21 protein-coding genes are annotated in these 25,790 nt (G+C 62.9%); 13 read left to right on the forward strand and 8 right to left on the reverse strand.

Going from position 1 to position 25,790, the window contains the following annotated elements:
- Positions 1-3 precede the first annotated feature (3 nt).
- From glyA to JVX98_RS15905, 4 genes are all read right to left on the reverse strand, one after another.
- Positions 4-1,299, reverse strand: coding sequence for a serine hydroxymethyltransferase (gene glyA, locus JVX98_RS15890; RefSeq protein ID WP_043611443.1), 1,296 nt, complete (start codon positions 1,297-1,299; stop codon positions 4-6).
- Positions 1,300-1,482: 183 nt separating this feature from the next.
- Positions 1,483-2,811 carry a murein L,D-transpeptidase gene (locus JVX98_RS15895; protein ID WP_043611442.1) on the reverse strand — a complete coding sequence of 443 codons (1,329 nt, stop codon included), beginning with the start codon at positions 2,809-2,811 and terminating at the stop codon, positions 1,483-1,485.
- Between the two features lie 492 nt (positions 2,812-3,303).
- On the reverse strand, positions 3,304-3,816 hold the full coding sequence (gene ldtR / locus JVX98_RS15900; protein ID WP_043611441.1) for a transcriptional regulator LdtR: 513 nt from the start codon (positions 3,814-3,816) through the stop codon (positions 3,304-3,306).
- 130 nt (positions 3,817-3,946) lie between these two features.
- Complete coding sequence (locus JVX98_RS15905; RefSeq protein ID WP_043611440.1) at positions 3,947-4,384, reverse strand: DUF6163 family protein; 438 nt, start codon at positions 4,382-4,384, stop codon at positions 3,947-3,949.
- A gap of 183 nt (positions 4,385-4,567) precedes the next feature.
- Between JVX98_RS15905 and hemB the strand changes: the two genes are divergently transcribed.
- The 4 genes from hemB to JVX98_RS15925 all read left to right on the forward strand — a co-directional run bounded on the left by hemB (position 4,568) and on the right by JVX98_RS15925 (position 8,014).
- The gene (hemB, locus tag JVX98_RS15910; protein ID WP_205239151.1) at positions 4,568-5,584 is read left to right on the forward strand and encodes a porphobilinogen synthase; all 1,017 of its coding nucleotides are present in this window, start codon (positions 4,568-4,570) and stop codon (positions 5,582-5,584) included.
- Between the two features lie 88 nt (positions 5,585-5,672).
- The gene (locus JVX98_RS15915; protein ID WP_043611437.1) at positions 5,673-6,137 is read left to right on the forward strand and encodes an RDD family protein; all 465 of its coding nucleotides are present in this window, start codon (positions 5,673-5,675) and stop codon (positions 6,135-6,137) included.
- A 188-nt stretch (positions 6,138-6,325) separates the two neighbouring features.
- Positions 6,326-7,114, forward strand: coding sequence for an arginyltransferase (locus tag JVX98_RS15920; protein ID WP_205239152.1), 789 nt, complete (start codon positions 6,326-6,328; stop codon positions 7,112-7,114).
- A gap of 3 nt (positions 7,115-7,117) precedes the next feature.
- Positions 7,118-8,014 (forward strand): DMT family transporter, encoded by an 897-nt coding sequence (locus JVX98_RS15925; RefSeq protein ID WP_205239153.1) that lies wholly within the window; start codon positions 7,118-7,120, stop codon positions 8,012-8,014.
- A 9-nt stretch (positions 8,015-8,023) separates the two neighbouring features.
- On the opposite strand, the gene JVX98_RS15930 is transcribed toward JVX98_RS15925, so the two are convergent.
- Both JVX98_RS15930 and parC read right to left on the reverse strand, forming a co-directional pair.
- Positions 8,024-8,437 carry a transcriptional regulator gene (locus JVX98_RS15930; protein ID WP_371826550.1) on the reverse strand — a complete coding sequence of 138 codons (414 nt, stop codon included), beginning with the start codon at positions 8,435-8,437 and terminating at the stop codon, positions 8,024-8,026.
- Positions 8,438-8,610: 173 nt separating this feature from the next.
- Positions 8,611-10,887, reverse strand: coding sequence for a DNA topoisomerase IV subunit A (gene parC, locus JVX98_RS15935; RefSeq protein WP_192447319.1), 2,277 nt, complete (start codon positions 10,885-10,887; stop codon positions 8,611-8,613).
- A 446-nt stretch (positions 10,888-11,333) separates the two neighbouring features.
- Between parC and JVX98_RS15940 the strand changes: the two genes are divergently transcribed.
- The 5 genes from JVX98_RS15940 to groL all read left to right on the forward strand — a co-directional run bounded on the left by JVX98_RS15940 (position 11,334) and on the right by groL (position 17,532).
- A complete protein-coding gene (locus JVX98_RS15940; RefSeq protein ID WP_205239154.1) occupies positions 11,334-12,533 on the forward strand; it encodes a hypothetical protein in 1,200 nt (399 codons plus the stop codon).
- 481 nt (positions 12,534-13,014) lie between these two features.
- A complete protein-coding gene (locus JVX98_RS15945; RefSeq protein ID WP_205239155.1) occupies positions 13,015-14,448 on the forward strand; it encodes a cytochrome P450 in 1,434 nt (477 codons plus the stop codon).
- The gene (locus JVX98_RS15950) at positions 14,435-15,442 is read left to right on the forward strand and encodes a lysophospholipid acyltransferase family protein (RefSeq protein WP_205239156.1); all 1,008 of its coding nucleotides are present in this window, start codon (positions 14,435-14,437) and stop codon (positions 15,440-15,442) included. Before JVX98_RS15945 ends, JVX98_RS15950 begins: the two co-directional genes overlap by 14 nt.
- A 134-nt stretch (positions 15,443-15,576) precedes the next feature.
- Positions 15,577-15,810, forward strand: a complete 234-nt coding sequence (locus JVX98_RS15955; protein WP_043611430.1) for a hypothetical protein — start codon at positions 15,577-15,579, stop codon at positions 15,808-15,810.
- A 96-nt stretch (positions 15,811-15,906) separates the two neighbouring features.
- Entirely contained in the window at positions 15,907-17,532 is a 1,626-nt protein-coding gene (gene groL, locus JVX98_RS15960) for a chaperonin GroEL (protein WP_205239157.1), read from the forward strand.
- A 22-nt stretch (positions 17,533-17,554) separates the two neighbouring features.
- Here groL and JVX98_RS15965 read toward each other — a convergent pair whose 3' ends face one another.
- Entirely contained in the window at positions 17,555-18,205 is a 651-nt protein-coding gene (locus JVX98_RS15965) for a TetR/AcrR family transcriptional regulator (protein ID WP_205239158.1), read from the reverse strand.
- Between the two features lie 66 nt (positions 18,206-18,271).
- Between JVX98_RS15965 and JVX98_RS15970 the strand changes: the two genes are divergently transcribed.
- Entirely contained in the window at positions 18,272-19,474 is a 1,203-nt protein-coding gene (locus JVX98_RS15970) for a serine hydrolase (RefSeq protein ID WP_205239159.1), read from the forward strand.
- Positions 19,475-19,554: 80 nt separating this feature from the next.
- On the opposite strand, the gene aspS is transcribed toward JVX98_RS15970, so the two are convergent.
- On the reverse strand, positions 19,555-21,342 hold the full coding sequence (gene aspS, locus JVX98_RS15975; protein ID WP_192447326.1) for an aspartate--tRNA ligase: 1,788 nt from the start codon (positions 21,340-21,342) through the stop codon (positions 19,555-19,557).
- Between the two features lie 327 nt (positions 21,343-21,669).
- On the opposite strand from aspS, the gene JVX98_RS15980 reads away from it, so the two are divergent.
- The 3 genes from JVX98_RS15980 (at position 21,670) to rnd (ending at position 25,655) form a co-directional block, all read left to right on the forward strand.
- Positions 21,670-22,911, forward strand: a complete 1,242-nt coding sequence (locus JVX98_RS15980; RefSeq protein ID WP_205239160.1) for an MFS transporter — start codon at positions 21,670-21,672, stop codon at positions 22,909-22,911.
- A gap of 93 nt (positions 22,912-23,004) precedes the next feature.
- Positions 23,005-24,405, forward strand: a complete 1,401-nt coding sequence (locus tag JVX98_RS15985) for a multicopper oxidase family protein (protein ID WP_205239161.1) — start codon at positions 23,005-23,007, stop codon at positions 24,403-24,405.
- A 77-nt stretch (positions 24,406-24,482) separates the two neighbouring features.
- Positions 24,483-25,655, forward strand: a complete 1,173-nt coding sequence (rnd, locus tag JVX98_RS15990; protein WP_192447329.1) for a ribonuclease D — start codon at positions 24,483-24,485, stop codon at positions 25,653-25,655.
- Positions 25,656-25,790: the final 135 nt, after the last annotated feature.

Below are 25,790 nucleotides of genomic sequence, written 5' to 3' on the forward strand. Positions count from 1 at the left end.
CGATCACATGTAGCCGTACATCGGGAAGCGGTCGGTCAGCTTGACGACCTTGTCGCGAACGCTCGCTTCGACGGCGGCATTGCCCTCGTCGGAGTTGGCGACCTTCAGGCCGTCGAGAACCTCGACGATCCGCTCACCGATTTCCTTGAACTCGGCTTCCTTGAAGCCACGGGTCGTGCCGGCCGGCGTGCCGAGACGGACGCCCGAGGTGACGAAGGGCTTTTCAGGGTCGAACGGGATGCCGTTCTTGTTGCAGGTGATGAAGGCACGACCGAGAGCGGCTTCCGCGCGCTTGCCTGTTGCGTTCTTCTTGCGCAGGTCGACGAGCATCAGGTGGTTGTCCGTACCGCCCGAGACGATGTCGAGGCCATTGGCCTTCAGCGTTTCGGCAAGCGTGCGGGCGTTCTTGACGACCTGGGCCGCATAGTCCTTGAACGACGGCTGCAGCGCTTCTCCGAGGGCCACGGCCTTCGCAGCGATGACGTGCATCAGCGGGCCGCCCTGAAGGCCCGGGAAGACGGCCGAGTTGATCTTCTTGGCGATATCTTCGTCGTTGGTCAGAACCATGCCGCCGCGCGGGCCGCGGAGCGACTTGTGCGTCGTGGTCGTTGCCACGTGGCAATGCGGGAACGGCGACGGATGCTGGCCACCGGCGACGAGACCGGCGATGTGCGCCATGTCGACCATCAGCCAGGCGCCGACTTCATCGGCGATCTCGCGGAAACGCTTCCAGTCCCAGATACGCGAGTAAGCGGTGCCGCCGGCGATGATCAGCTTCGGCTTGTGCTTGCGCGCCTGCTCGGCGACGTTGTCCATGTCAAGCAGGTGGTCGTCTTCACGCACGCCGTAGGAGACGACGTTGAACCACTTGCCGGACATATTGACCGGCGAACCGTGTGTCAGGTGACCGCCCGAATTGAGGTCGAGGCCCATGAAGGTGTCGCCCGGCTGCAGGAGCGCCAGGAACACGGCCTGGTTCATCTGCGAACCGGAGTTCGGCTGAACGTTGGCGAAGTTGACGCCGAAGAGCTTCTTGGCGCGCTCGATCGCCAGTTCCTCGGCGATGTCGACGAACTGGCAGCCGCCGTAGTAGCGCTTGCCCGGGTAGCCCTCGGCATATTTGTTGGTCATGATCGAGCCCTGGGCTTCGAGCACGGCGCGGGAAACGATGTTCTCGGAGGCGATCAGCTCGATCTCGTGGCGCTGGCGACCCAGCTCCTTCTCGATCGCACCAAAGATGTCCGGATCGCTGTCGGCCAGAGAGCGGGTGAAGAAAGCGTCATTGGTCTGTTCAGGCATCGGTGCGAGGCTCCTCTCAAGGGTGGCAGTTCTTTAACTTCCTCGCACGGAGAGAGCAATATCCGCTGTGCGGTTTGCGTCATTTCCCCCATCTGCCGCGCCGAAATATCGCGGGGTCCGGCGCATGAAAAAGCCGCGCTTCCAGGGGAAACGCGGCTTTTCGATTTCGTGTCGCAAATCTGCTTATTGCGGCAAGGCGTCCTGATCGACCGAACCGGCCGACTGCTCGACGCCATAGGGCGTCTGAAGCGCGAGTTCGGTGGCACCGTCGCGCTGATAGATATCGTCGCGGAACTGCACCACGCCGTCCTTGGCGGACCAGGCGGTGATATAGGTGAAGAAAACAGGCACTTCCTCGGCAAGCGTGATCGGCGTGTTGACGCCGGTCTTGATGGTCGCCTCGATCTGCTGGCGCGACCAGCCGGGCGTTTCCTTCAGGAGCCAGGTCGAAAGGTCGCGCACGTTCTGCACGCGCACGCAGCCCGACGATTCGAAGCGCATGAGCTTGTTGAACAGGCCCTGCTGTGGCGTGTCGTGCATGTAGACCTGATGCTCGTTGTGGAAGTTGATCTTCGTCGACGACATCGCGTTGATCTTGCCCGGGTCCTGGCGGAACATCAGGTTCGGCGCCTTTTCCGCGTTCCAGTCGACGGTTTCCGGCGACACTTCGCCGCCGCTGCCGTCGAACAGGCGGATCGAGTTGCGCGCGAGATAGGTCGGGTCCTTGCGCATCAGCGGCATGATGTCCTTCTGGATGATCGAGCGAGGCGCGGTCCAGTAGGGGTTGAGGATGACCTCGTAAATCTTCGAGTTGAGGATCGGCGACTGGCGGTCGATCTTGCCGACGATCGCCGTGTGGCGCAGCGCCACGCGGCCGTTCTCCACCGCTTCGATATAGGCGGCCGGAATGTTGACCATCACGTAGCGGCGGCCGAGCCCACCCGACATCGACTGCAGGCGAACGAGGTTGGTCTGAAGCTGGCCGAGGCGGGTGTTGGCATCGACATTGATCGCCTTCAGCGTGTACTCGCCGATGACGCCGTCTGCCGGCAGACCGTGGCGGGCCTGGAAGCGCTTGACTGCGCCCTCGACGTAGCTGTCGAAGGACGAGGAGACACCGGCCGAGCGCGGCAGGTCGCCGGAAACCATCAGGCGCTGGCGGAGCTGCTGCACGGACGGGTCGGTGACGCCAAGTTCGAGCTTGACGCTGGTCTGAACCGACGGCCAGCCGCCCTGCGAAACGATGTTCTGGTAGTCGAAGATCGCCTGCTGCACGTGAGCGATCGTTTCCGGGCCGAAGACAGGCGTGTTCGAAACCACCGTCGTCGCGGTGCGCGATGCCCCCTTCGCGTCAAACTGGTCGTCCCAGGAGCCGCGGCGAGGCGAATTGATGATCTCGTTCAGGGCGTCCTGTGCGCTTGCCGCGCCGGCGACTGCCACGGCGCCGAAGGTTGCTGCCGAGCGCAAGAAGGCGCGGCGCGAGAATGCATCAATTCCATTCTTTTTCGACATAATCCTACCATCCCAATGCGTTGGCACACGCCCTATGCGCTGACACGCACGTTGCCGCAGCCCTAACACGATCGTGGTTAACAAAGGTCAACCAACGAGCCACCCTGCCCTCACAAGATTTCACGATGCCGCGAGTGAGGACCCTCATCCGGCAGGCGAAACGCGAAACGAATCCACACACCAGAAAACATGTGGCCGCACCTACCGCATGTCGTCGTCGCTGTCATAGCAATATGGCCAATTCGTGTCTCGGCGAGGCTGAACCGCGACATGGCATGCCTTTTGCTTTTCGCTGGACGCGACGGGGCTGCAGCCGAAGTGGAAACGGCAACATTCTGATTTGCTAATGTTTTTGGCTTGAAAAATCGCGCGAAGGCGCGGAAAGCGTGCCGCAGCTGTGCAGCTTTTCGGCAACAGGACAGGGTGCCGTAAATGGCAAAGGTCGGACACGCAGGGATTGCGCCCGACCCTTGAACTGGAGGTTTGCCTTGATCAGAGGCGGTACATGATCGAGTCGTTCCAGAAGCGATCGAGGCGCTGCAAGAGCTTGTTCATCTGGGTGAACTCGTCCGAACCGATGCCGCCGACCTTCTGGATCGAGCCGATGTGGCGCTCGTAAAGCTTGGCGACGGTTTCGGCGATTTCCTGGCCGTCTTCCGTCAGGCTGATGCGGACCGAGCGACGGTCGACGCGGGAGCGCTGATGGTTGATCAGGCCGAGGTCGACGAGCTTCTTGACGTTGTAGGAGACGTTCGAGCCGAGGTAGTAGCCGCGGGAGCGAAGTTCGCCGGCGGTCAGTTCCGAGTTGCCGATGTTGAAGAGCAACAGAGCCTGAACGGCGTTGACGTCGCTGCGACCTTCGCGGTCGAACTCGTCCTTGATGACGTCGAGCAGGCGGCGGTGCAGACGCTCGACGAGGTGAAGGGATTCCATGTAGAGACCGCGGATGGTTTCTTCCTGGGGGTCTCTGGCCTGAACTGCCTGCGGCTTCATCTTGGTGTTCATTTGACTGCCTCACTGTTTTGTTTGGCGGTGTCTGTTTGTCTTCCCGCCTTGAGTGAGACCCTATCGAATACGTCTAAAATTCTACTTAAACCGCAGCCTTAACAAGAGCTTGCCATTTGGCGACCCTGTCTCAGGGTGAATCAACTCTTACCTGCCTGGCAAGCCGCCAGCGCTGATAGAAGATCGCCGCGCGGAAAAGAACGAAGGTAACGGCGACCGCCGCGTGCAGCACGACCAGCAGCGGACGGGTGCCGAAACTGGCCGGATAGAACTCGTACATCACGATCTCGATCGCTGCCGCAACCACCCAGACGACCGGCCCCCAGGAGACCAGCAGCCACAGGCCGAGGGCAGCCACCGGATAGATCACGGCAAGTGCGGTTGCGGCCGCCCGCCACTCCGGCGTCAGGAGATCGAAGCGCCCGGCGCCGCCATGGGAAAAGCCGATCAGCATGGCCCAGTAGTTCAGCGCGAACCAGATACATGAAGCGGAGACCAGACGCAGGAAGAGACCGAAGAGGATCTCGGTCAGCGACGGTTTCGGCACATGGGCAGAATCATGAAGCATGGGCGGCAAGATAGGGCGGGTCTTTGCCATCCGCCAGCGGCATCACGGCCTCCCCTCCCCCGCGGCCACCCTTAAAGGGAAGAAATGCCGCAGCCCGTTGGCCGGCCGCGCGGTTCCCAATGACGGCCAGCCCATGATAAAGCGCTTGCCTATCGACGATTTTCACGGGAAAGGCGCGGCGCGATGAACGACAGGACAAATCTTGTGGACAGGGTTACCGGCCACCGCCGCATGCGCCGCAACCGCAAGGCCGACTGGACGCGCCGGCTGGTGCAGGAAAACCGCCTGACCGTCGACGACCTGATCTGGCCGATCTTCATCGTGCCGGGAAGCAATATCGTCCAGCCGATCGATGCGATGCCGGGGGTCAACCGGATGAGCATCGACAAGGCGGTCGAGGCGGTGAAGGAAGCGGCCGATCTCGGCATTCCGGCGATCGCCACCTTCCCCAACATCGACCTGTCGCTGCGCGACGATACCGGCTCCAACAGCCTTGCCGCCGACAACCTGATCAACCAGGCGACGCGCGCTTTCAAGAAAGCCGTGCCCGAGATCGGCATCATTACAGATGTCGCGCTCGACCCCTTCACCAGCCATGGCCATGACGGCATCCTGCGCAATGGCGAGATCGTCAACGACGAGACGGTCGAGACGATCGCAAAGGCGGCCGTTGCCCAGGCGGATGCCGGCTCAGATATCATCGCTCCTTCCGACATGATGGACGGACGCATCGGCGCCATCCGCCAGGCGCTCGACGCGAGCGGCCACCAGAATGTCGGCATCATGTCCTATGCGACCAAGTTCGCTTCCGGCTTCTACGGTCCCTATCGCGAGGCGATCGGCACCGGCGGCCTTCTGAAAGGCGACAAGAAGACCTATTACATCGACCCGGCCAACGGCACCGAAGCGATCCGCGACGCTGCCCTCGACGTCGAGGAAGGCGCCGACATGCTGATGGTAAAGCCAGGCCTTCCCTATCTCGACATCTGCTGGCGGATGAAGGAAGCCTTCGGCCTGCCGGTCTTCGCCTATCAGGTGTCCGGCGAGTACTCGCAGGTGAAGGCCGCGGCTGCCAACGGCTGGATCGACGGCGAGAAGGTGATGCTCGAAACGCTGCTCGCCTTCAAACGGGCCGGCTGCGACGGCATCCTCAGCTACTTCGCCGTCGAAGTGGCCCGCATCCTTGCCAAAGGCCGCTGAAACGCTCCGCTTGATCCGGGCCCAGATCCTTGTTTTGCAGGGAATGCCATCCCATATCCTTGCTGCAACCAAACGAGGCTTTTGACCGATGACCATGCACAACGAAGAACTGAGGCTGCCGAGCAATGACTGGCGCGCCTATCAGGGCGTGCTGTCGCGACGCGTCTTTGCCTTTCTGATCGATTACGCGATCATCGCGCTTCTGTGGATCCCTGCGGCGGTCGTCGTCTTCTTCCTCGGCATCCTGACGCTCGGCCTCGGCTTCATGCTGTATCCGGCGCTCTTTGCGATCGTCGCCATGCTCTATTTCGGCCTGACGGTCGGTGGCCGCGAACAGGCCTCTCCCGGCATGCGCGTGATGGGCCTGGCGATTGCCAGAACCGACGGGCGCCCGATGGACTTCCTGACGGCGATCGTCCACCTCGTCATCTTCTGGATCGCCAACGCGCTGTTGACGCCGCTGATCCTGCTGATCGGTCTTTTCACCGACCGCAGCCGCCTGTTGCACGACCTGCTGATCGGCACCGTCACGGTGCGCCGCGACATGTATTGAAACCGGCGCAGGCAACCGAGCTGAAAGCGTAAGGCGGCGTCTTCCGCCTTACCGCTGACACCTATTGTGGTCACACCTAAAATATCGGCAGGCGCAGACGGAAGCGGCAAACGAGTGAGTTGACGTTTTCCATTCTTGCGCCATGCTACTGTCATGAACCACAGCGCGAAGAGTGACCTCCGCACTCGATGAACACACAGACCGCACCGTCTCCGCAATTTTACCTGACTGCACCGGCAGCCTGCCCTTATCTGCCGAACGAGATGGAGCGGAAGGTCTTCACCCACATGGTGGGTGAGCGCGCGCCCGAGCTCAACGATCTCCTGACGCAAGGCGGCTTCCGCCGCTCGCAGAACATTGCTTACCGTCCTGCCTGCGAAACCTGTCGCGCCTGTATTTCGGTGCGCATCCTCGCCAACGAGTTCAAGTCCACCCGCTCCATGCGCCGGGTGCTTGCCGCCAACCACGACGTGATCTCTGCGGAGTATGCGGCCGAGCCGTCGAGCGAACAGTACAACCTCTTCCGCCGTTACCTCGACCGACGCCACCAGAAGGGCGGCATGTCGGACATGTCGGTGCTCGACTATGCGATGATGGTCGAGGACACCCATGTGCACACCAAGATCATCGAGTATCGCCTGAGGGTCGAAGGCGACGGCATCAGCGAGAAGGCGCGCGGGCCGCTGATCGCAGCGGCACTGACCGACCGCATGGGCGACGGGCTGTCGATGGTCTACTCCTTCTTCGACCCGGCGCAGGAAGAGCGCTCGCTCGGCACCTTCATGATTCTCGATCACATTCGCCGCGCCCGGGAGCGCGGCCTTCCCCATGTCTATCTTGGCTATTGGGTCAAAGGCTCGCGCAAGATGGGGTATAAAACAAAGTTTCTGCCGCAAGAGCACCTTATGGCCCGTGGCTGGGAGCGCTATGAAGGCGGAGACACCACCCTGGAAGCCGCTCCTACGAAAACGGGTTAGAAATTGAGTTCATCTTCCGATGCCGCGGTGCACCGGCGCGGCCTTGCCATCACCGGCCTCGGCGGCCTCGCCCTCTCCTTCGACATTCCGCTCATCCGGTCCGCCGGCGGCGACGTCTGGTCGCTGCTTGCCGTGCGCAGCCTGTCGACCTTCGTGATCGCGCTGGGCGCCTGGTTCGTGCTCAGCCGCGTGCTGGGCCGGAAGATTTCGCTGATGCCCGGCAAGGCCGGGCTCCTGGTCGGCATCTTCTACGGCATCAATTCCTGCACGTTCCTGCTCGCCGTCTTCAACACCTCGACGGCAAATGTGGTCTTCATCCTCGCCTTCACCTCGATGTTCGCCGCCATCCTCTCCTGGATCTTCCTGAAGGAGAGGCCATCGAATGCGACGCTCGTGACCATGCTGGTGATGGTGCTCGGCGTCGGGCTGATCGTCCAGGACGGGCTGGAAAGCGGCCACCTCTTTGGCGACGCCATGGCGGCATCCTCCGCATTTCTGCTGGCAAGCGCGATCACGATCAGCCGCGCAAGCAAGCGCGACATGGCGCTGGTGCCGCTGGTGACGGCGATCTTTCCGGCAGCCGTCGCGCTCCTGATGCTGCCGGCCGGCGGCTTCACGATCGCGGCCCCCAGCTACATCCTCTTCAACGGCCTGGTGATGATCCCGCTCGCCTTCTTCTGCCTTGCGACCGGCCCACGTTATCTTTCAGCCCCGGAAGTGGGCATGTTCTATCTGCTCGAGACCATTCTCGCGCCGATCTGGGTGTGGATGGTCTTTGCCGAAACACCGACAACACAGACGCTGATCGGCGGTTCGATCCTCATCTTCGCGCTGATCGGCCATTCGCTCTGGCAGATGCGCAGCCGGTCGCTGAAAGCGGCCGTTTCCTGCGCCGAATAGCACTACTGTTTAAGACTTGTCGTCGCGCTGACCGCTCGGCCGCGGACGACGCTGCTTGTGATCGACGCTCCGATCGCGTACCGGCAGCGGTTCCTGCGGCTGTCCGAGCGAAGCCGGGCGGACGCCGGGCATCTCCACGCGCATGACCCACAGTTCGCGGTTGGTGTTGATCCAGGTGGCCGCGACGCTGAGCGGTGCCGGATTGCCGATCAAGGCGTCACCGTCGCGCCGCCGGAGGCGGGTGACAAGGCCCGCGGCCTCCAGAAGCGTTATGTGCGTTTCCAACTCTTCGCCGGTTACTGCGACAGCCACAGCTATGTCGGCGACGCGCGCCTCGCCGGCAAAGAGGATCTCGAACGTGCGGCGGCGAACCGGGTGGGCAAGCGCCAGCAGGACGTCATCAAGGGTTGTGGCATTCGGCATCGCTGTCATCCCTGTTGGATGCGCAGTGATCCATTATAGCCTTCTGGCTTACAAGCGCCAGTTGCGCTTGCGTTTCATTTGGATTTCCAATGATTTAAGAGCGCGCGCCAAACTGCGCCAGAACGAAACAGAAGCCACGCGGTCGTTAGACCGCCCGGCTCTCGTTTTCGTGGTCAGCCGCTAAACTTGCCGCTGCGCGGGAAGCCCTTCGGAACGACGCGGCCGGCAGAGGCGCGGTCGCCCTGCCATTCGATCAGTTCGTCCTTGGTCTTGGTAAAGACCCGGCCGGCGCTGTCTTCCCAGACGAGACCGTCGGCGATCGTGAAGCAGCGGATGTCGGAGATGCCGCCATCCTTGTAGCGCTGCAGCCGCACGCCCTTGCCGCGTGCCATCTCGGGGATCTGCACGAGCGGGAAGACGACCAGCTTGCGGTTTTCGCCGACGACGGCAACGTGATCGCCCTTGACCGGAACGACCAGCTTCGCTTCGTCGCTGCCCGAGACGTTCATCACCTGCTTGCCCTTGCGGGTATTGGCGACGATATCGCTTTCGGTGACGACGAAGCCGTTACCGGCAACCGAGGCGACGATCAGCTTGCGCGCCGGATCGTGAACGAAGGCCGTCAGAACGTCCTGGTCGGTCTCCATGTCGACGATGATGCGCAGCGGCTCGCCATGGCCGCGACCGCCGGGCAGCTTGTCACCGCCGAGCGTATAGACCTTGCCGCCTGTCGTGAAGACGAGGATCTTGTCGGTCGTCTGCGCCGGGAACGCCACCTTCAGCGCATCGCCCTCCTTGAACTGGAGTGACGACGTGTCGGAGATGTGACCCTTCAGCGCACGGATCCAGCCCTTCTCAGAGATGACGACGGTGATCGGTTCCTTCTCGATCATCGCCTGCTGGATCGCTTCGACGTCGGCTTCCGGCGCATCGGCAAAGGTGCTGCGGCGCTTGCCGATCTCGGTCGCCTTGGCAAACTTCTTTTTGACTTCGCCGATTTCCCAGGCGACGGTCTGCCATTGCTTTTCGTCGGAGGCGAGCAGTGCCTCGATCTCGGCCTTTTCCTTCGAGAGCGCATCGAACTCGGTGCGGATCTCGAACTCCTCGAGCTTGCGCAAGGAGCGCAGGCGCATATTGAGGATCGATTCGGCCTGGAGATCGGTGAGCGAGAACCGCTCCATCATGACCGTCTTCGGCTCATCCTCTTCGCGGATGATGCGAATGACTTCATCGATGTTCAGGTAGGCGACGAGGTAGCCGCCGAGGATTTCGAGCCGGCGGTCGATCGCGGCCAGACGATGGCGCGAGCGGCGCTGCAGCACTTCGCGGCGATGCGCCAGCCATTCCGACAGCACTTCGTTCAGCGCCATGACCCGCGGCACGCGGCCCATGGACAGCACGTTCATGTTGAGCGGAATGCGGCTTTCGAGCTCGGTCAGCTTGAACAGCGATTCCATCAGGATGCCGGCATCGACCGAACGGCTCTTCGGCACGAGGACGATGCGGATGTCTTCGGCCGATTCGTCACGAATGTCTTCGAGCAGCGGCAGCTTGCGGGCGATCAGCAGCTCGGCAATCTTTTCGATCAGGCGCGACTTCTGCACCTGGTACGGGATCTCGGTGACGACGATCTGGTAGCCGCCGCGCCCAAGCTCTTCCTGCGCCCAGCGGGCACGGACGCGGAAACCGCCACGCCCGGTGCGGTAGGACTCGGCCATGCTTTCCCGGCCCTCGACGATCACGCCGCCAGTCGGGAAGTCGGGCCCTTCGATGCCGCCCTTTTGCGGGTTGGCCGGGTCGTAAAGCAGATCCTCGACGGTCGCCTCGGGATGACGGATGAGATGCAGCGCCGCGTCGCACAGTTCATGCGCGTTGTGCGGCGGGATCGAGGTGGCCATGCCGACGGCGATGCCCGTCGCGCCGTTGGCGAGAAGGTTCGGGAAGGCGCCGGGGAGCACGGTCGGCTCCTGGTCTTCCTCGTTGTAGGTCGGGCGAAAATCCACCGCGTCCTGGTCGATGCCTTCCAGAAGCAGCGAGCAGACGTCCGTCATCTTGGCTTCGGTGTAGCGCATCGCCGCGGCGTTATCGCCGTCGATGTTGCCGAAGTTGCCCTGGCCGTCGACCAGCGGATAGCGGATCGCAAATTCCTGCGACAGGCGCACCAGCGCGTCATAGATCGACGCGTCGCCGTGCGGATGGAACTTACCCATCACGTCGCCGACGATACGCGCGCATTTCTTGAACGAGGAGTTGGGGCGCAGCCCCATCTCGCTCATCGCATGCACGATGCGACGGTGCACGGGCTTCAACCCGTCGCGAACGTCCGGAAGCGCGCGGTGCATGATGGTCGACAAGGCATAGGCGAGGTAACGCTCTTCCAGCGCCGCCTTGAGGTCAACCGGCTGAATGTGATCGTCCCCGCCTGACGGGGGATTGAGGCTTTGTCCCATAGGTTCTTGCTAGCGCAACAAACCCGGAACGGCAAGGTTTTCAGGGCTTGCGCTTGTGGAGAACCCCCGCGCCTCAAATAACCGGCCCGCGCACCGATCCGCTTGCCCCGGCGCAATGTTCGTGCAACGGTCGCGCCGCTATGCGTCGGAGGCTGCCGCCAGGTAACGTCCCGGAAAGCATGCCCGAGCAGGAACATGTGCGGTTCGCCCAAGCGAATATAATTTCGCCCTGTTTCGTAATAGCTTCGGCTGGAGTTGATTTGGACGATTTGCAAGGGAGACGCAGGACGCGCATTGGCAGATGGAAATGGCGGCAGCGCGCCGCCGATAAAGACGAATGCTGCCAAGCGCCTACAGTTGAAGCCCCTCGCCAAGGGAACCAGATCAGCGACGCCTTATCTTCTTAAACAGCTACACAATCAAAGATTTTCACGAAGGAACTCGAAATGATGCACACGCGCAAGATCCGCCTGATGATGGCGAGCGCCGCGCTCCTCACGCTTACCGGCCCGGCCTTCGCGCTCGATGGCGCCGATCTGATGAAGAAGCTCGACGCAGCGACGAACGCGAACGGCACCTCGCTCACCTATGACAAGGCCGAAGTCGACGGCGACAAGGTGACGGTGACCGGCGTGAAGCTCAAGGTCGCAAGCCAGCCGGGCGAAGCGGTGGACCTGAAGATCGGGGACCTGACCTTCGAAGGCGTCGAGGAAACCGAAGGCGGCGGCTACTACGCCGAAACCGTTTCGTTCCCCGACGTTAATGTCAGCCAGGACGAGGGTGCCATTTCGGTCAAGGACATCCTGCTCTCCGGCCTGACGATCCCGGCCAATGCGACCGGCGGAACGATCAACGACATCCTTCTCTATGAAAGCGCCAGCACCGGCCCGATCGCCGTCAGCTCCAAGGGCAAGGAAGTCTTCTCGCTCGAAAGCACCGAAGCCAACCTCGCGCGCCAGGAAAATGACGCCGGCTTCGACTTCGACGCCACTGCGTCCGGCATCAAGGCCGACCTATCGTCGGTCGAAGACGCCAAGAGCAAGGAGGCGATCGAAAAGCTCGGCCTCACCACCATCGACGGCGCCCTGACGATGAAGGGCAGCTGGGAAGTCGAAAGCGGCAATGTCGCACTCGAAGAGTATGCCCTCGACTTCAAGAATGTCGGCCGGCTGAACTTCGCTCTCGACATCTCCGGCTACACGCTTGCCTTCGTCAAGTCGATGCAGGAAGCGATGAAGGCTGCCGAAGCCAACCCGAACAAGGAAGAGGCCAACCAGGCCATGGGTCTCGCCATGATGGGCCTCATGCAGCAGCTGACCTTCAACAGCGCCGAAATCCGCTTCGACGACGCCTCGATCACCAACAAGGCGCTCGACTATGCCGGTTCGCAGCAGGGTGTTTCCGGCGAGCAGATGGCGCAGTCGCTGAAGGGCCTGGTTCCGATCATGATGGCGCAGCTCAACGTGCCGGAACTGCAGAACCAGGTGTCGGCCGCCGTCAACGCCTATCTCGACGGCCCGAAGAGCCTGACGATCAGCGCCGCTCCGGAAAAGCCGGTTCCGTTCCCGATGATCATGGGTGCCGCCATGGGCGCGCCGAACACCATCCCGTCGGTGCTCGGCGTCAAGGTAACGGCGAACGACTAATCGTTCAGGTCTCTCCCGGCCTCAGCCGAGCCCAGAAGAGACCAAGATGACGACCAGCCTTGCGCGCCGAGACAGGCGCGCAAGGTTTGATGGCGCCGCGCCCCGCTTCCCATGCGGCCCACGGCATTCACTCGGCGGACTTCGCCAGCCGAAGCCCGCGCCGCCGCCCTCTCCTGAAAAAACAAGCTCCGCCTTTACTTGCGAACCGCACAGTCGGATCACGTCGGGCGCCCTTGTGGAGCGCGCACCGGTTGCGGGGCACGCTTCTTCCTGGTCGGCTATTGCTCGCACCAAGAAATTTTCACCGTAAGGCGATGGCGTTTTTCATTGAAATCGTGCATGCCACCCTCAGGCAATTCAGAGTCCGACTTCCAGCGAACTTGAGAGCATTTAGGCCTCGACCGGGACGTCTCGGACTTTGTGCAAAATATACAAATACATGCCCGAATATCGTCTCCACGTTACGGCAGATCGGACGTAAATGCTCGCCTGGCTCCAGCAGTCTGTAAATTTCACCGAAGAATTGCTGGAGGGGAAATTCGCCCCCGTCCGAGCCGATTACTACACAGGCCCGCCGGGTAAGCCGCTGCGGCTGCTGCTTCAGGCGCGGACGGATTTCCTGTCGATCTGGAGGGCGAGCGACTATACCGAAACGGTCTCGCAGACCAAGATCCTCGGGCGGCAGATCATCGTCGTCAATTCGCCCGACCTGATCCGCCAGGTCGTCGTCAAGCGCCACGAAAACTTCGAACGCAAGAGCCCGCAGATGCGCCGGGCACTCGAATTCCTGCTGGGCGACGGGCTGTTCATTTCGGACGGGGACACCTGGAAGCAGCGCCGGCCGCTGGTGGCAGACATCGTCCACGCCAAACGGGTCCCCTCCTTCGGGCCGGTCATGGAAAATACGACCAGCGAACTGGTCGAGCGCTGGAACCGCATGCCCGATGGCGCCGAGGTCAACGCTCTGCACGAAATGGCCGGACTGACCGCCGAGATCATCGCGCGCAGCGTCTTCGGCAACCAGCTCGGCGACGACAGTGCCGCGGCCGTGACCGAGGGCTTCACCAGCTACCAGTCGCTGGTCGATTCCATCAACATCGGCTACTTCCTCGGCTTCGACGATGGCCTGCCGGTGCTGCGCACGCCGAGCCTGCGTCGTTCGGTCAAGCGCATCCACGCAACCATCGACAAGGTGGTGGAGGATCACCTGGCCGGACGCGGCGACCACAATTCGATGGTCGAGCTGCTGATCCGCCGCCAGCAACGAAACCCGGAACTGAAACTCGATGTCGTCGCCTTGCGCAACGAGGCCGCAACCATCTTCATGGCCGGGCACGAGACGACGGCGGCGACGCTGACCTGGACCTGGTATCTGCTTTCGAAAGCCGGCTGGGTCGAGAAGGCCGTGCACGACGAAATCGCCAGGGTCTGCGGCGACCGGACACCGACGATCGACGACGTGCCGCAGCTCGAATGGTGCCGCGCGGTCATCGAAGAAACGCTTCGCCTTTATCCACCGGTGCCGATCCTGGCGCGACAGACCCGCGAGGCGGACATGATCGGCGACGTTGCCGCCGAGCCGGGCTCGCTCGTCTTGATCGTGCCGTGGCTCCTTCACCGGACAGAAAGCCTGTTCAAGGATCCACACCACTTCCATCCGGAGCGGTTCACAGAAGGCCGCCGCCCGACGCCCTACAGCTTCATCCCCTTTGCCAGCGGACCACGCGTCTGCCCCGGCCTGCATTTCGGCCTGACCGAAGCGATCCTGTGCCTGGCGATCATCGCACAGCGATACCGGGTTCGTGTGAGCCAGCGTCATGCGGTCGAGCCGATCTGCCGCCTGACGCTCAGGCCGAAAAATGGCCTGCCAGTTACCTTGCACAAGCGAGAGGCCCCGTCGCATGGCGCCGGATGATCCGCACGCGGCGCAGCCCATCGGCAAGCGCAGGGCATGGATCTTCGCCGAGGAAAGCGCCCCGCGGCTCGCCGATGCCCTGGCGGGTGGCGACAGGGCGCGGGCCTTCCGGCGCTATTGGATCACCGACAACATCTGGAACGTCGCCAACATCGTCGCCCATTTCGGCATGAAACTGCTGCCGATGGACGCCTGCTCCAGGCTCGGGGCAGCGCTCGGCTTCTTCATGGTCCCACGCTTCCACAAGGTGGCAACGCGCCGCGCCCGCGAAACCATCGAACAGTTGCGGCCGGACCTTGACGCCCAGCAGCGCGAGGCACTGTTCCACGAAAACTGCCGGGCCCAAGGGCGCTTGATGACGGAGTTCTCCGTCGTCAACCGATTGCAGCGACGGCCGGAGCGGCTGAAGACCGATGGCCTTGCGCCCATCCGTGAGGCGGCGAACCACGGCCCGGTCATTCTCGTCGGCCTGCATCTCGGTAACTGGGAAGTGGGCACGATCGCATTCCGCAAGCTTGGCCTCCAGCCGCATGCCTTCTACGTGCCACCCAAGGGCCGGGCCAAGGCATGGATCGCCGGCCGGGTGCGCAGCAAGGCCGGCCTGCAGTTTCTGCCTCCGGGAATGGACGGAATCCGGCCAGCGCTGAAGGTTCTGAAAGGCGGCGGCGTTGTCAGCATCTTCTGCGACGAAGGGTTTGGCGGCATGATCCGCGGGCCGTTCTTCGGCCGCCGGCCGCATCAGGAAGGCAACATCGCGATCGCCATACGACTGGCGCGCATGACGGGCGCCACGATCTGCCCCTGGTACGGCCTTCGCACCGACGACTTCCGCTTCGAATGCACGGCCTTGCCGCCGATAAGGCTGCCGGAGGACGCGCACCCCAATGCCCGGCTGCTGGACGACATGCAGCTGCTAAACGACACGATCGAGCCGGTCGTTCGCGCACATCTCGACCAATGGTACTTCCTCGACAACGCGCTTCGGCCGCAGTGAAGCTTGCTCGTGCTTTTTGGTGCGCCCACATGTCGGCCTTGCGATCGCCGCTTGATGCCGGCCGGGTCTGGCCTATTTATCCCGCCAAGGACCGAATTCCCTGTTCCTGACCGATAAAACGGAAGGAGATAGCCATGGGACTGAAGCAGGCGGACATTACAGCCATCCTTGGACCGGTCGATGAGACGCTGATGGCCGAACTGCTTGCGACCGGCGCAACGGCCGGCGAGCTTGCAGAGGCGATCGCCTGGGTCAACAACGATGAAGCGCTGATCGGGGAAGGCCGCCATCTGCCGGCCGGCCGCGTTGCGGCGCTGATCGACATCTTGACCCCGGACAACGAAGAAGAGCGGAATTTCGAACTGTAGTCGAAGACAACTACTTGCCGGGTAAGTCCGATTGCAAGCCGCCTGCCGGACGGCTGGGTGCGTGAGGCCATATGTTCATGTTGAGGGAGGTCCACAATGGCTGCCAAGGAAGTCAGATTCAGTAGCGATGCCCGCGATCGGATGCTGCGCGGCGTCGACATTCTCGCCGATGCGGTCAAGGTCACGCTCGGCCCGAAGGGACGCAACGTCGTCATCGAACGCGCCTTCGGCGCGCCGCGCATCACCAAAGACGGCGTGTCGGTCGCCAAGGAAATCGAGCTCGACGACAAGTTCGAGAACATGGGCGCACAGATGTTGCGGGAGGTCGCGTCGCGCACCAGCGACGTGGCCGGCGACGGCACGACGACGGCCACCGTGCTCGCGCAGGCCATCGTCAAGGAAGGCGTCAAGGCCATCGCGTCCGGCATGAATCCGATGGACCTGAAACGCGGCATCGATCTCGCCGTCGATGCGATCGTCGCGAAACTGAAGACCCACGCGCGCAAGATTTCCAACAATGAGGAGATCGCACAAGTGGGCACAATCTCGGCTAACGGCGACGCCGAAATCGGAAGCTATCTGGCTAAGGCCATGGAGCGTGTCGGCAACGAAGGCGTGATCACGGTCGAGGAGGCAAAAACCGCGGAAATCGAGCTGGAGATCGTCGAAGGCATGCAATTCGACCGCGGCTATCTCTCCCCCTATTTCGTCACCGACCAGGAGAAGATGCGGGTCGAATTCGAAGACCCCTACATCCTCATTCACGAAAAGAAACTTTCCAATCTGCAGGCGATGATCCCGATCCTCGAAGCGGTGATCCAGGCAAGCCGGCCGCTGTTGATCATCGCCGAGGATGTGGAAGGCGAGGCGCTGGCGACGCTGGTCGTCAACAAGCTGCGCGGCGGGCTGAAGATCGCCGCCGTCAAGGCCCCGGGCTTCGGCGACCGGCGCAAGGCGATGCTCGAAGACATCGCCATCCTGACGGGCGGAACAGTCATCTCCGAAGACCTCGGCATCAAGCTCGAGAACGTGACGCTCGCCAATCTCGGGCGGGCCAAGCGGGTGATGGTCGAGAAGGAAGACACCACCATCGTCGACGGCGCCGGCACCAAGACGGATATCGACGGGCGTGTCGGCCAGATCAAGGCGCAGATCGAGGAAACGACCTCCGACTACGACCGCGAGAAACTGCAGGAACGGCTGGCCAAGCTTGCCGGCGGCGTCGCGGTGATCCGGGTGGGCGGCTCGACAGAAGTGGAAGTGAAAGAAAAGAAGGACCGGGTCGACGATGCGCTGCATGCGACACGGGCCGCGGTGGAGGAAGGCATTCTGCCCGGCGGCGGCGTCGCACTGCTCCGGGTCGTGCACGCCCTCGATGGGCTCAAGCCCGAAAACGACGACCAACGCGTCGGCGTCGAGATCGTGCGGCGGGCGCTTGAAGCGCCGGTGCGCCAGATTGCCGAAAACGCCGGCGCAGAGGGCTCGGTCATCGTCGGCAAACTTCGGGAGATGAGCGACTTCGCCCAGGGCTGGAACGCGCAGACCGGGGAATATGGCGATCTCTACCGCATGGGCGTCATCGATCCGGCAAAAGTCGTGCGGGCGGCGCTGCAGGACGCGGCATCCGTCGCCGGCCTGCTTGTGACCACCGAAGCCATGGTCGCCGAAAAACCGAAGAAGAACGGACCCACGCCAGCGCCCGGCCCGGGCATGGATTTCTGACCCGCACCCGGCGGTCGGCCGCCTAGCCGGACGGCTGTCGGTAGCGCCCGACCTCGGCAATGGCAAGCTCAGCGATCGGCAGCAGGTCCGCTTCGCCGGCGCCGTCTTGCGCCTGGACCGTCATGCCCTGAAGGATGGCGCCGACGAAGCGCGCGAGGCCGCCGGCATCGGTGTCCGCGCGCAGTTCTCCATCCGTTATGCCCTGCCGGAAGCGCGCCTCCAGCAGCGCCAGCGTTTCGCTGCGCAGGGCCGAGACGTGGCTTGCGATCGCCTGGTTCTCAACGGCGCAGGTGAGCACCGCGGTCGAGATCATGCAGCCTTTCGGGCGCCCGGGGCGGGTAAACTCATGGGCCGACGCGCGCAGCAACTTGCCGATCACCTCGACCACGTGCCCTTTGCCGGCAAGATTGCGGCCGGCGGCCGCCCCATCCTCGCGCCGATATTGTTCGAGCGCCTCGCGATAGAGATCCGCCTTTGAGGTGAAGGCCGCGTAGAGGCTCTGCGGCGTGATCCCCATGGCGGCCGTGAGATCGGCGATCGACGCGCCTTCGTAGCCAAGCCGCCAGAAGGTTTCGCCGGCAGCGGCCAGTGCCACGTCGCGATCGAAAGCGCGCGGTCGCCCGCGGCGGCGCGAAGGCGATACCAAAGTCGCATCATTTTCCACAATGGTCACTCTAGAATTCTCTCAACACCTGCCGTATTCAGGAATGGTCATTGTGATTATAGAGGGATTTGTCCAATGAGTCTCCATCTGAAAGCCGCCACACTGCTCGCTTTGCTGGTCGCCTCCCCTGCACTGGCCGACAATCAAAACACATCGCTGAGCGCACGGCTCGACCCGGTCATCGATCAGGCGATCGCCGACAAGCGCATCGTCGGCGCCGTGGTCCTCGTCGCCCGCGACGGGCAACTTGTCTATTCGCGCGCCGCGGGGCTCGCCGACCGGGAGGCCGGCCGCGCGATGAAGGAGGACGACATTTTCCGCTTTGCCTCGGTCACGAAACCTTTCGTGACGGCGGCGGCCATGCGCCTTGTCGAAGAGGGTCGGATCACGCTCGACGATCCGGTCAGCAAATGGCTTCCCGACTTCATGCCGACCTTTGACGGCAAGACGGCGACGATCCTCGTCCGCCATCTGCTCAACCATACGGCAGGGCTGGAATACGGCTTCTTCCAGCCGCCCGGCGGCAGCTATGCCAAGGCCGGCGTTTCCGACGGTCTCGATCTCACCGATCTCTCGCTCGACGAAAACCTCAAGCGTCTCGCCAGCGTCCCGCTCGCATCCGAACCGGGCAAGGCCTTTCGCTATTCGCTGGCGATCGACGTGCTTGGTAGCGTCATCGAGAAGGCAACCGGCAAGACGCTAGACAAGGCAGTCAATGAACTCGTCGTCGCCCCGCTGTCGCTGACCGACGCCGGTTTCTCGACAAAGCCGTCGGAGAGATTGACCGCCGCCTATTTCGACGGTTCGCCCGAGCCGAAGCGCATGGAGGGAAGCGTCGCCGTGCCGATCGGCGAAGGCAAACTGACGTTCTCGCCGGACCGCATCCTCGACGCCAAGCAATTCCCCTCGGGTGGGGCCGGCATGGCGGGGACGGCCAAGGATGTGCTGACCTTCCTCGAAGCTATCCGCAAGGGCGGCAGCCCTATCCTGTCGGCAGAGACGGTGAGGACGATGATGCAGGATCAGACCGGGCCTGAGGCTCAGACGCAAGGGCCCGGCTGGGGCTTCGGCTATGGCTGGGCCGTGCTCGTCGATCCCAAGGCTGGCGCCACGCCGCAATCGAAGGGCACGATCCAGTGGGGCGGCGCCTACGGTCACAACTGGTTCGTCGATCCGGTCGAGAAGATTACCGTCGTCGCCATGACCAACACGACCTTCGAGGGCATGTGGGGGCCGTTCACCCGCGATGTTCGCGACGCCGTCTACGGCAGGCACTGAACGGACATCTGGAGCAGACAAAGAAAAAGCCCGGCGAGACGATCGCCGGGCTTTCTTTTTGGGATCAGATCCGTTCGACCTTAGTCCTTCTTCTGCGGGATCGGGCGGATCGCCAGTTCGCGCAGTTGGGCCGGCGTCGCTTCGGACGGTGCACCCATCAGGAGGTCGACCGCCTGCTGGTTCATCGGGAAGATGGAGATCTCACGCAGGTTCTTGGCGCCGACGAGCAGCATGACGATGCGGTCGATGCCGAAGGCCATGCCGCCATGCGGCGGCGCGCCGTACTGGAACGCGCGGTAGAGGCCTCCGAACTGGTCTTCGACTTCCTGCTGCGACTTGCCGGTCAATTCGAACGCCTTGACCATCACTTCCGGAAGCTGGTTACGGATCGAGCCCGAGGCGATTTCGAAGCCGTTGCAGACCATGTCGTACTGGTAGGCCTTGATCGACAGCGGGTCTTCGCCGTTGAGCGCTTCCAGACCACCCTGCGGCATCGAGAAGGGGTTGTGGGCGAAGTCGATCTTCTTTTCGTCTTCCAGCCATTCGTAGAACGGGAAGTCAACGATCCAGCAGAATTCGTAACGGTCGCGGTCGACGAGGTTCAGTTCCTCGCCGGCGCGTGTGCGGGCTTCGCCGGCAAACTTGTAGAACTTCGTGGGATCGCCGGCGACGAAGAAGCAGGCGTCGCCGTCGTCAAGGCCGAGCTGTGTGCGGATCGCATCCGTGCGCTCTTCGCCGATGTTCTTGGCGAGCGGACCGGCGCCTTCGAGCTTTTCGCCCTCCTTGCGCCAGAAGATGTAGCCGAGACCCGGCTGGCCCTGGCTCTGGGCCCAGGCGTTCATGCGGTCGCAGAACGCGCGCGAGCCACCGGTCTTGGCCGGGATCGCCCAGACTTCGACCTTCGGGTTCGACGCGATCATGTTCGCGAAGACCTTGAAGCCGGAACCGGCGAAGTGTTCGGTAACTGCCTGCATCTCGATCGGGTTGCGCAGGTCCGGCTTGTCGGAGCCGTACTTGCGGATCGCCGTGTCGTAAGGAATGCGCGGGAACTTCTCGGTTACCGGCTTGCCGTCGGCAAATTCGACGAAGATGTCGCGGATGACCGGCTCCATGGTCGACCAGACGTCTTCCTGCTCGACGAAGCTCATTTCCAGGTCGAGCTGGTAGAATTCGCCCGGCAGGCGGTCTGCGCGCGGGTCTTCATCGCGGAAGCACGGGGCGATCTGGAAGTAGCGGTCGAAGCCGGCAACCATCAGCAGCTGCTTGTACTGCTGCGGCGCCTGCGGCAGGGCGTAGAAGCTGCCCGGGTGGATACGCGACGGCACGAGGAAGTCGCGCGCGCCTTCCGGCGACGAAGCCGTCAGGATCGGGGTCGTGTATTCGGTAAAGCCGACGTCGCCCATGTGGCGGCGCATCGACGAGATGATCTGGGTGCGTTTGACGATGTTCTTGTGAAGCGTGTCGCGGCGCAGATCGAGGAAGCGGTACTTGAGGCGCACGTCTTCCGGATAGTCGGGCTCGCCGAAGACCGGCAGCGGCAGTTCCTTGGCGGCCGAGAGAACCTCGATCTCCTGCGCATAGAGCTCGATTTCGCCGGTCGGCATGCCCTTGTTGACGGTATCGTCCATGCGCGCCTTGACGAGGCCGTCAATGCGCACGACCCATTCGCCGCGAACGGTTTCGGCCGCCTTGAAGGCGGGGCTGTCGGGATCGGCGACGACCTGGGTGATACCGTAGTGGTCACGCAGGTCGATGAAGAGCAGGCCGCCATGGTCGCGGACGCGGTGGACCCAGCCCGAAAGGCGAACGGTGGAACCGACATCCGACTTACGGAGGGCGGCACAGGTGTGGCTGCGGTAACGGTGCATCGTCTTATCCCGGAATTGCAAAGGGCCGCGCAAGCTCGTGGGACACAGCGCGCGGCAACATGGTCAAAATCGGGCGGAAAAGCGCATGATGCGCAGCCTTTGTCAAGCTGCAGCGCCCGCTGCCGCCCCCGATGGAGGTGCGTTGTAAACGAAGGCAGGAGCCAGTCCAAGACCGCTTATAACAGAAGGCGGGTGAAATGCCGCGAAAAGAACGGCAATCGTCACAATTCGGGGCTGTCCGGCGCCAAGTTGCAGGGCTACACATGAGCAAGGCCCGACAGTGATCCCACCCGAGTCGTGGCCGCCTTCCCGGATGTCGCCTGCCCCATGTCTCAGATTCGCCCGCTCATCCCCCTCCTCGTCACCGCAGGCATCCTCATCGGCGGCAACGGCCTGCAGGGCACCTTCATCTCGCTTCGCGCACTGGAAGAAGGTTTCTCGACATCGCTGATCGGCGTCATCGGGGCCGGCTACAATATCGGCTTCGCGCTTGGCTGCGTCTACGTCACCCGCATCCTACGCTCGATCGGCCATATCCGCACCTTCTCGGCGATGGCGGCGATCGCGTCTGCAGCCGCTATATCGATGGTGCTCGTCATCAATCCGCTGATGTGGTTCCTGATGCGGCTTCTGGCCGGCATCTGTTTTGCCTGCCTGTTTGCAACGGTCGAGAGTTGGCTGAACGCCAGTGTCACCAATGCCAACCGGGCCCGGACGCTTTCCGTCTATCGCCTCGTCGACCTTGGCTCGGTGACGGCGGCGCAGTATGTCATCCCGGGTATCGGGCTTGGCGGCTTCGAGCTCTTCGCCATCATCTCCATGGCGCTGACGCTGTCGCTGGTGCCGATCTCCTTTGCCGACCGATCGAGCCCGGTGGCGCCGGAGGCGATCCGCTTCGACGTCAAGGCGCTCTGGAACATCTCGCCGCTCGCGACCGTCGGCTGCATCGTCGTCGGCCTGACCAACGCCGCCTTCCGCTCTCTCGGGCCGATCTATGCGCAAGGCATCGGCCTTTCGGTCACCGCGATCGCCACCTTCATGAGCGCCGGCATCATCGGCGGCGTCGTGTTGCAGTATCCGCTCGGCCACTATTCCGATCGGTTCGACCGCCGCCTGATCATCCTGATCGCCACCTTCGGCTCGCTGCTCGCCGGCCTGTTCCTCGCCTTCGGCGCCGGCAACGACGAGTGGCTGAACTTTGCCGGCATCTTCCTCTTCGGCGCCTTTGCCATGCCGCTCTATTCGCTCTGCTCGGCCCATGCCAACGACCACGCGGCCGAGGGGCAGCATGCGCTCGTCTCCGCCGGCATGCTGTTCTTCTGGTCGCTCGGCGCGATCATCGGGCCGCTGTTTGCATCTTTCCTGCTCGAAATCTTCGGGCCGCAGGCGCTGTTCATCTACACGGCAGCGATCCTCTTCCTGTTCATGCTCTACACGCTGCAGCGCATGACGGCGCGCGCACCGGTACCGGCCGGCGAGCGGGCGATGCCGTTCCGCAACCTGCTGCGCACCTCGTCCTTCTTCAACAAGCTCGCCGCCGGCAACAACCACAAGCGCAAGGACCGCTGACCTGCGGCAAGATGCGCGCGATCAGGATAATTGCTGAACACAATAATCAGGTTTAGAACCGGCACACCTCAAACAGCAGCCGAGATCGCCGAAATGCCCGTCATCAGCCGCCGCACCTTCCTCCAAGGCTCCGCTGCTCTCGGAGGCGCCTTCACGCTTGGTGCCGGCATGGCAGCCCGCGCCGGCGCCGCACCCGATCCGCAGATCCTGATGGCACAGCTAACCGAAGCCCATATCGCCAAGGATGGGCTTACGCCCAAGGTCATGACCTACGGTTTGGGTGAGACCTCAAGCAGCGCCATGCCGCCGGTCCTGCGCATGCGCAAGGGCGAACCCTATGCCGCCCGCCTCCTCAACCGGCTCGACGAGCCGACGACCGTGCATTGGCATGGACTGCGCATCGCCAACGCCATGGATGGCGTGCCGGAACTGACGCAGCCCTATGTCTATCCGGGCGACCGTTTCGACTATCTGTTCACCCCGCCCGATGCCGGCACCTTCTGGTACCACCCGCATTGCAACACGCTGACGCAGATGGGCGCCGGCCTGACCGGCGTGATCGTCGTCGAGAACCCTGACGACCCGACCTTCGATGCGGAGATCGTGCTCAACCTGCGCGACTGGCGGCTCGGCACGCGCGGCGCCTTCATCGACGCATTCAAGCCGCGCGATGCGGCTCGCGGCGGCACCTACGGCACGGTGCGCACCGCCAACTGGCAGCAGGAACCTACCTATGACGCGCCGGCCGGCGGCCTGGTGCGCGTGCGCATCGCAGCAACGGACGTCACCCGCATCTATACGATCGGCCTTGAGGGCGCGGACGCAATGGTCATTGCGCTGGACGGCAACCCGGTCGACAAGCCGTTTGCGCTTGACCGCTACGATTTTGCGCCCGGCCAGCGCGTCGATCTTGTCGTGCGCATGCCCGATGGCGAAGGCCAGACGGCCACGCTCGGCAACCTGCGTGGATCGCATCCCTGGACGATCGCGCGCTTCCGGTCAGCCGGTGCCTCGCTCAAGCGCGACCTTCGGGATGTCGCCCCCTTGCCCGCCAACCCGATCGCGGAAGCCGACCTCTCCACCGCCACCCGCGTGCCGCTCGAACTGACGGCGACGGCGGAGCACAAGGCGACGCCTTCGATCTGCGGCTCGCTCGGCTACACCTTCTGGGCGATCAACAAGGTTCCGTGGCCGGGCGACACGCCCGATCCGATCGCGCCGATCGAAGAGATGAAGCTTGGCAAGAGCTATGTGCTCGAGATCGCCAACCGGACGCCGCATGCCCACCCGATCCATCTGCACGGCCTGAGCTTCCGCATTCTCAATTCCAACAAGCGGACTTTCCTGCCGCCGCCGACCGATACGATCCTGCTTTTGCCCGACGAACAGGCGGAAGTCGCGCTTGTGGCGGACAATCCGGGCGATTGGGTCGTGCATTGCCATATCATCGAGCACCAGAAGACCGGCATGACGGGTTATTTCAAAGTCGTCTGAGATTTCGATTGTGACAGATGCCGCGAAGAGTTACACGAAATTCCAAGCCGCATTTTCGCCACAGTGATTTAAATCTGATGATTGAAACAACAGCAGACCTTGAGGCCGCCTGCCAGCAGCTGGCCCTTTCAAATTATATTACGATTGATACCGAATTTCTTCGCGAGACGACTTTCTGGCCGGAGCTTTGCCTGATCCAGATGGCGAGCCCGGACCTTGCCGTCATCGTCGACCCGATGGCGAAGGGCATCGATCTTGCGCCGTTCTTCGCGCTGATGGCCAACCCTGAGGTCATCAAGGTGTTCCATGCTGCGCGTCAGGACATCGAGATCATCTTCCATCTCGGAAACCTTATTCCGCACCCGATCTTCGATACGCAGGTCGCGGCGATGGTTTGCGGCTTTGGCGACAGCGTTTCCTACGACCAGCTGGTCAACCGCGTCACCGGCACGCAGATCGACAAATCCTCGCGCTTTACCGACTGGAGCCGCCGTCCGCTGACCGAAAAGCAGCTCGACTATGCGCTGGCCGACGTCACGCATCTGCGCGACATCTACAAGTACCTGGCGGCAGAACTCGAGCGTGAAGGGCGTTCGCTCTGGCTGACCGAAGAGATGGCCATTCTCGAGGCCCGTGACACCTACGACCTGCACCCTGATGACGCCTGGCAGCGGCTGAAGATGCGGGTGAAGAAGCCGATCGAGCTCGCCGTGCTGAAGACAGTTGCGGCGTGGCGCGAGCGCGAAGCGCGCGCCCGCAACGTGCCGCGCGGCCGCATCCTCAAGGACGATGCCATCTACGAGATCGCCCAGCAGCAGCCGAAGGATGCGGAAGCACTCGCACGGCTCCGGACCATCCCCAAGGGCTGGGAACGCTCCACGGCCGGAACGGCGGTCGTCGAGGCCGTCAACGAGGCGCTGGCGATCCCGAAGGCCGATCTGCCGAAGCTTCCACGCCAGAGCCATGCGCCGGAAGGTGCAGCGGCCGCCGGCGAGATGCTGAAGGTGCTTTTGAAGCTGATCGCCGAGAAGCAGGGCGTCGCCGCGAAGATCATCGCCAACAGCGATGATCTCGACAAAATCGCAGCTGAGGGCGAGAAGGCGGATGTCGCCGCGCTCAAGGGCTGGCGGCGCGAACTCTTCGGCGAAACGGCACTGAAGCTGATCAACGGCGACGTCGCCCTGCGCTTCGTCGACAAGAAGATCGAAGCAGTGGAAATCGGCGCCGAGATCACGTCCGCGTCAGCTTGAAAAAGGGATCGGGCGGAGACAAGTTTCCGCCCGAATCCAGCTCTAGCCAAGGGCCGGGCGGAACAGAATCACCATCGTTTCAAGCGAGGTGACGTGAGCCGGCGTGCTGGGCAGCGCCGACCGACACGGATGCCG

Origin of the sequence: Ensifer sp. PDNC004 (genome assembly GCF_016919405.1) — a bacterium.
GTDB lineage: Bacteria > Pseudomonadota > Alphaproteobacteria > Rhizobiales > Rhizobiaceae > Ensifer.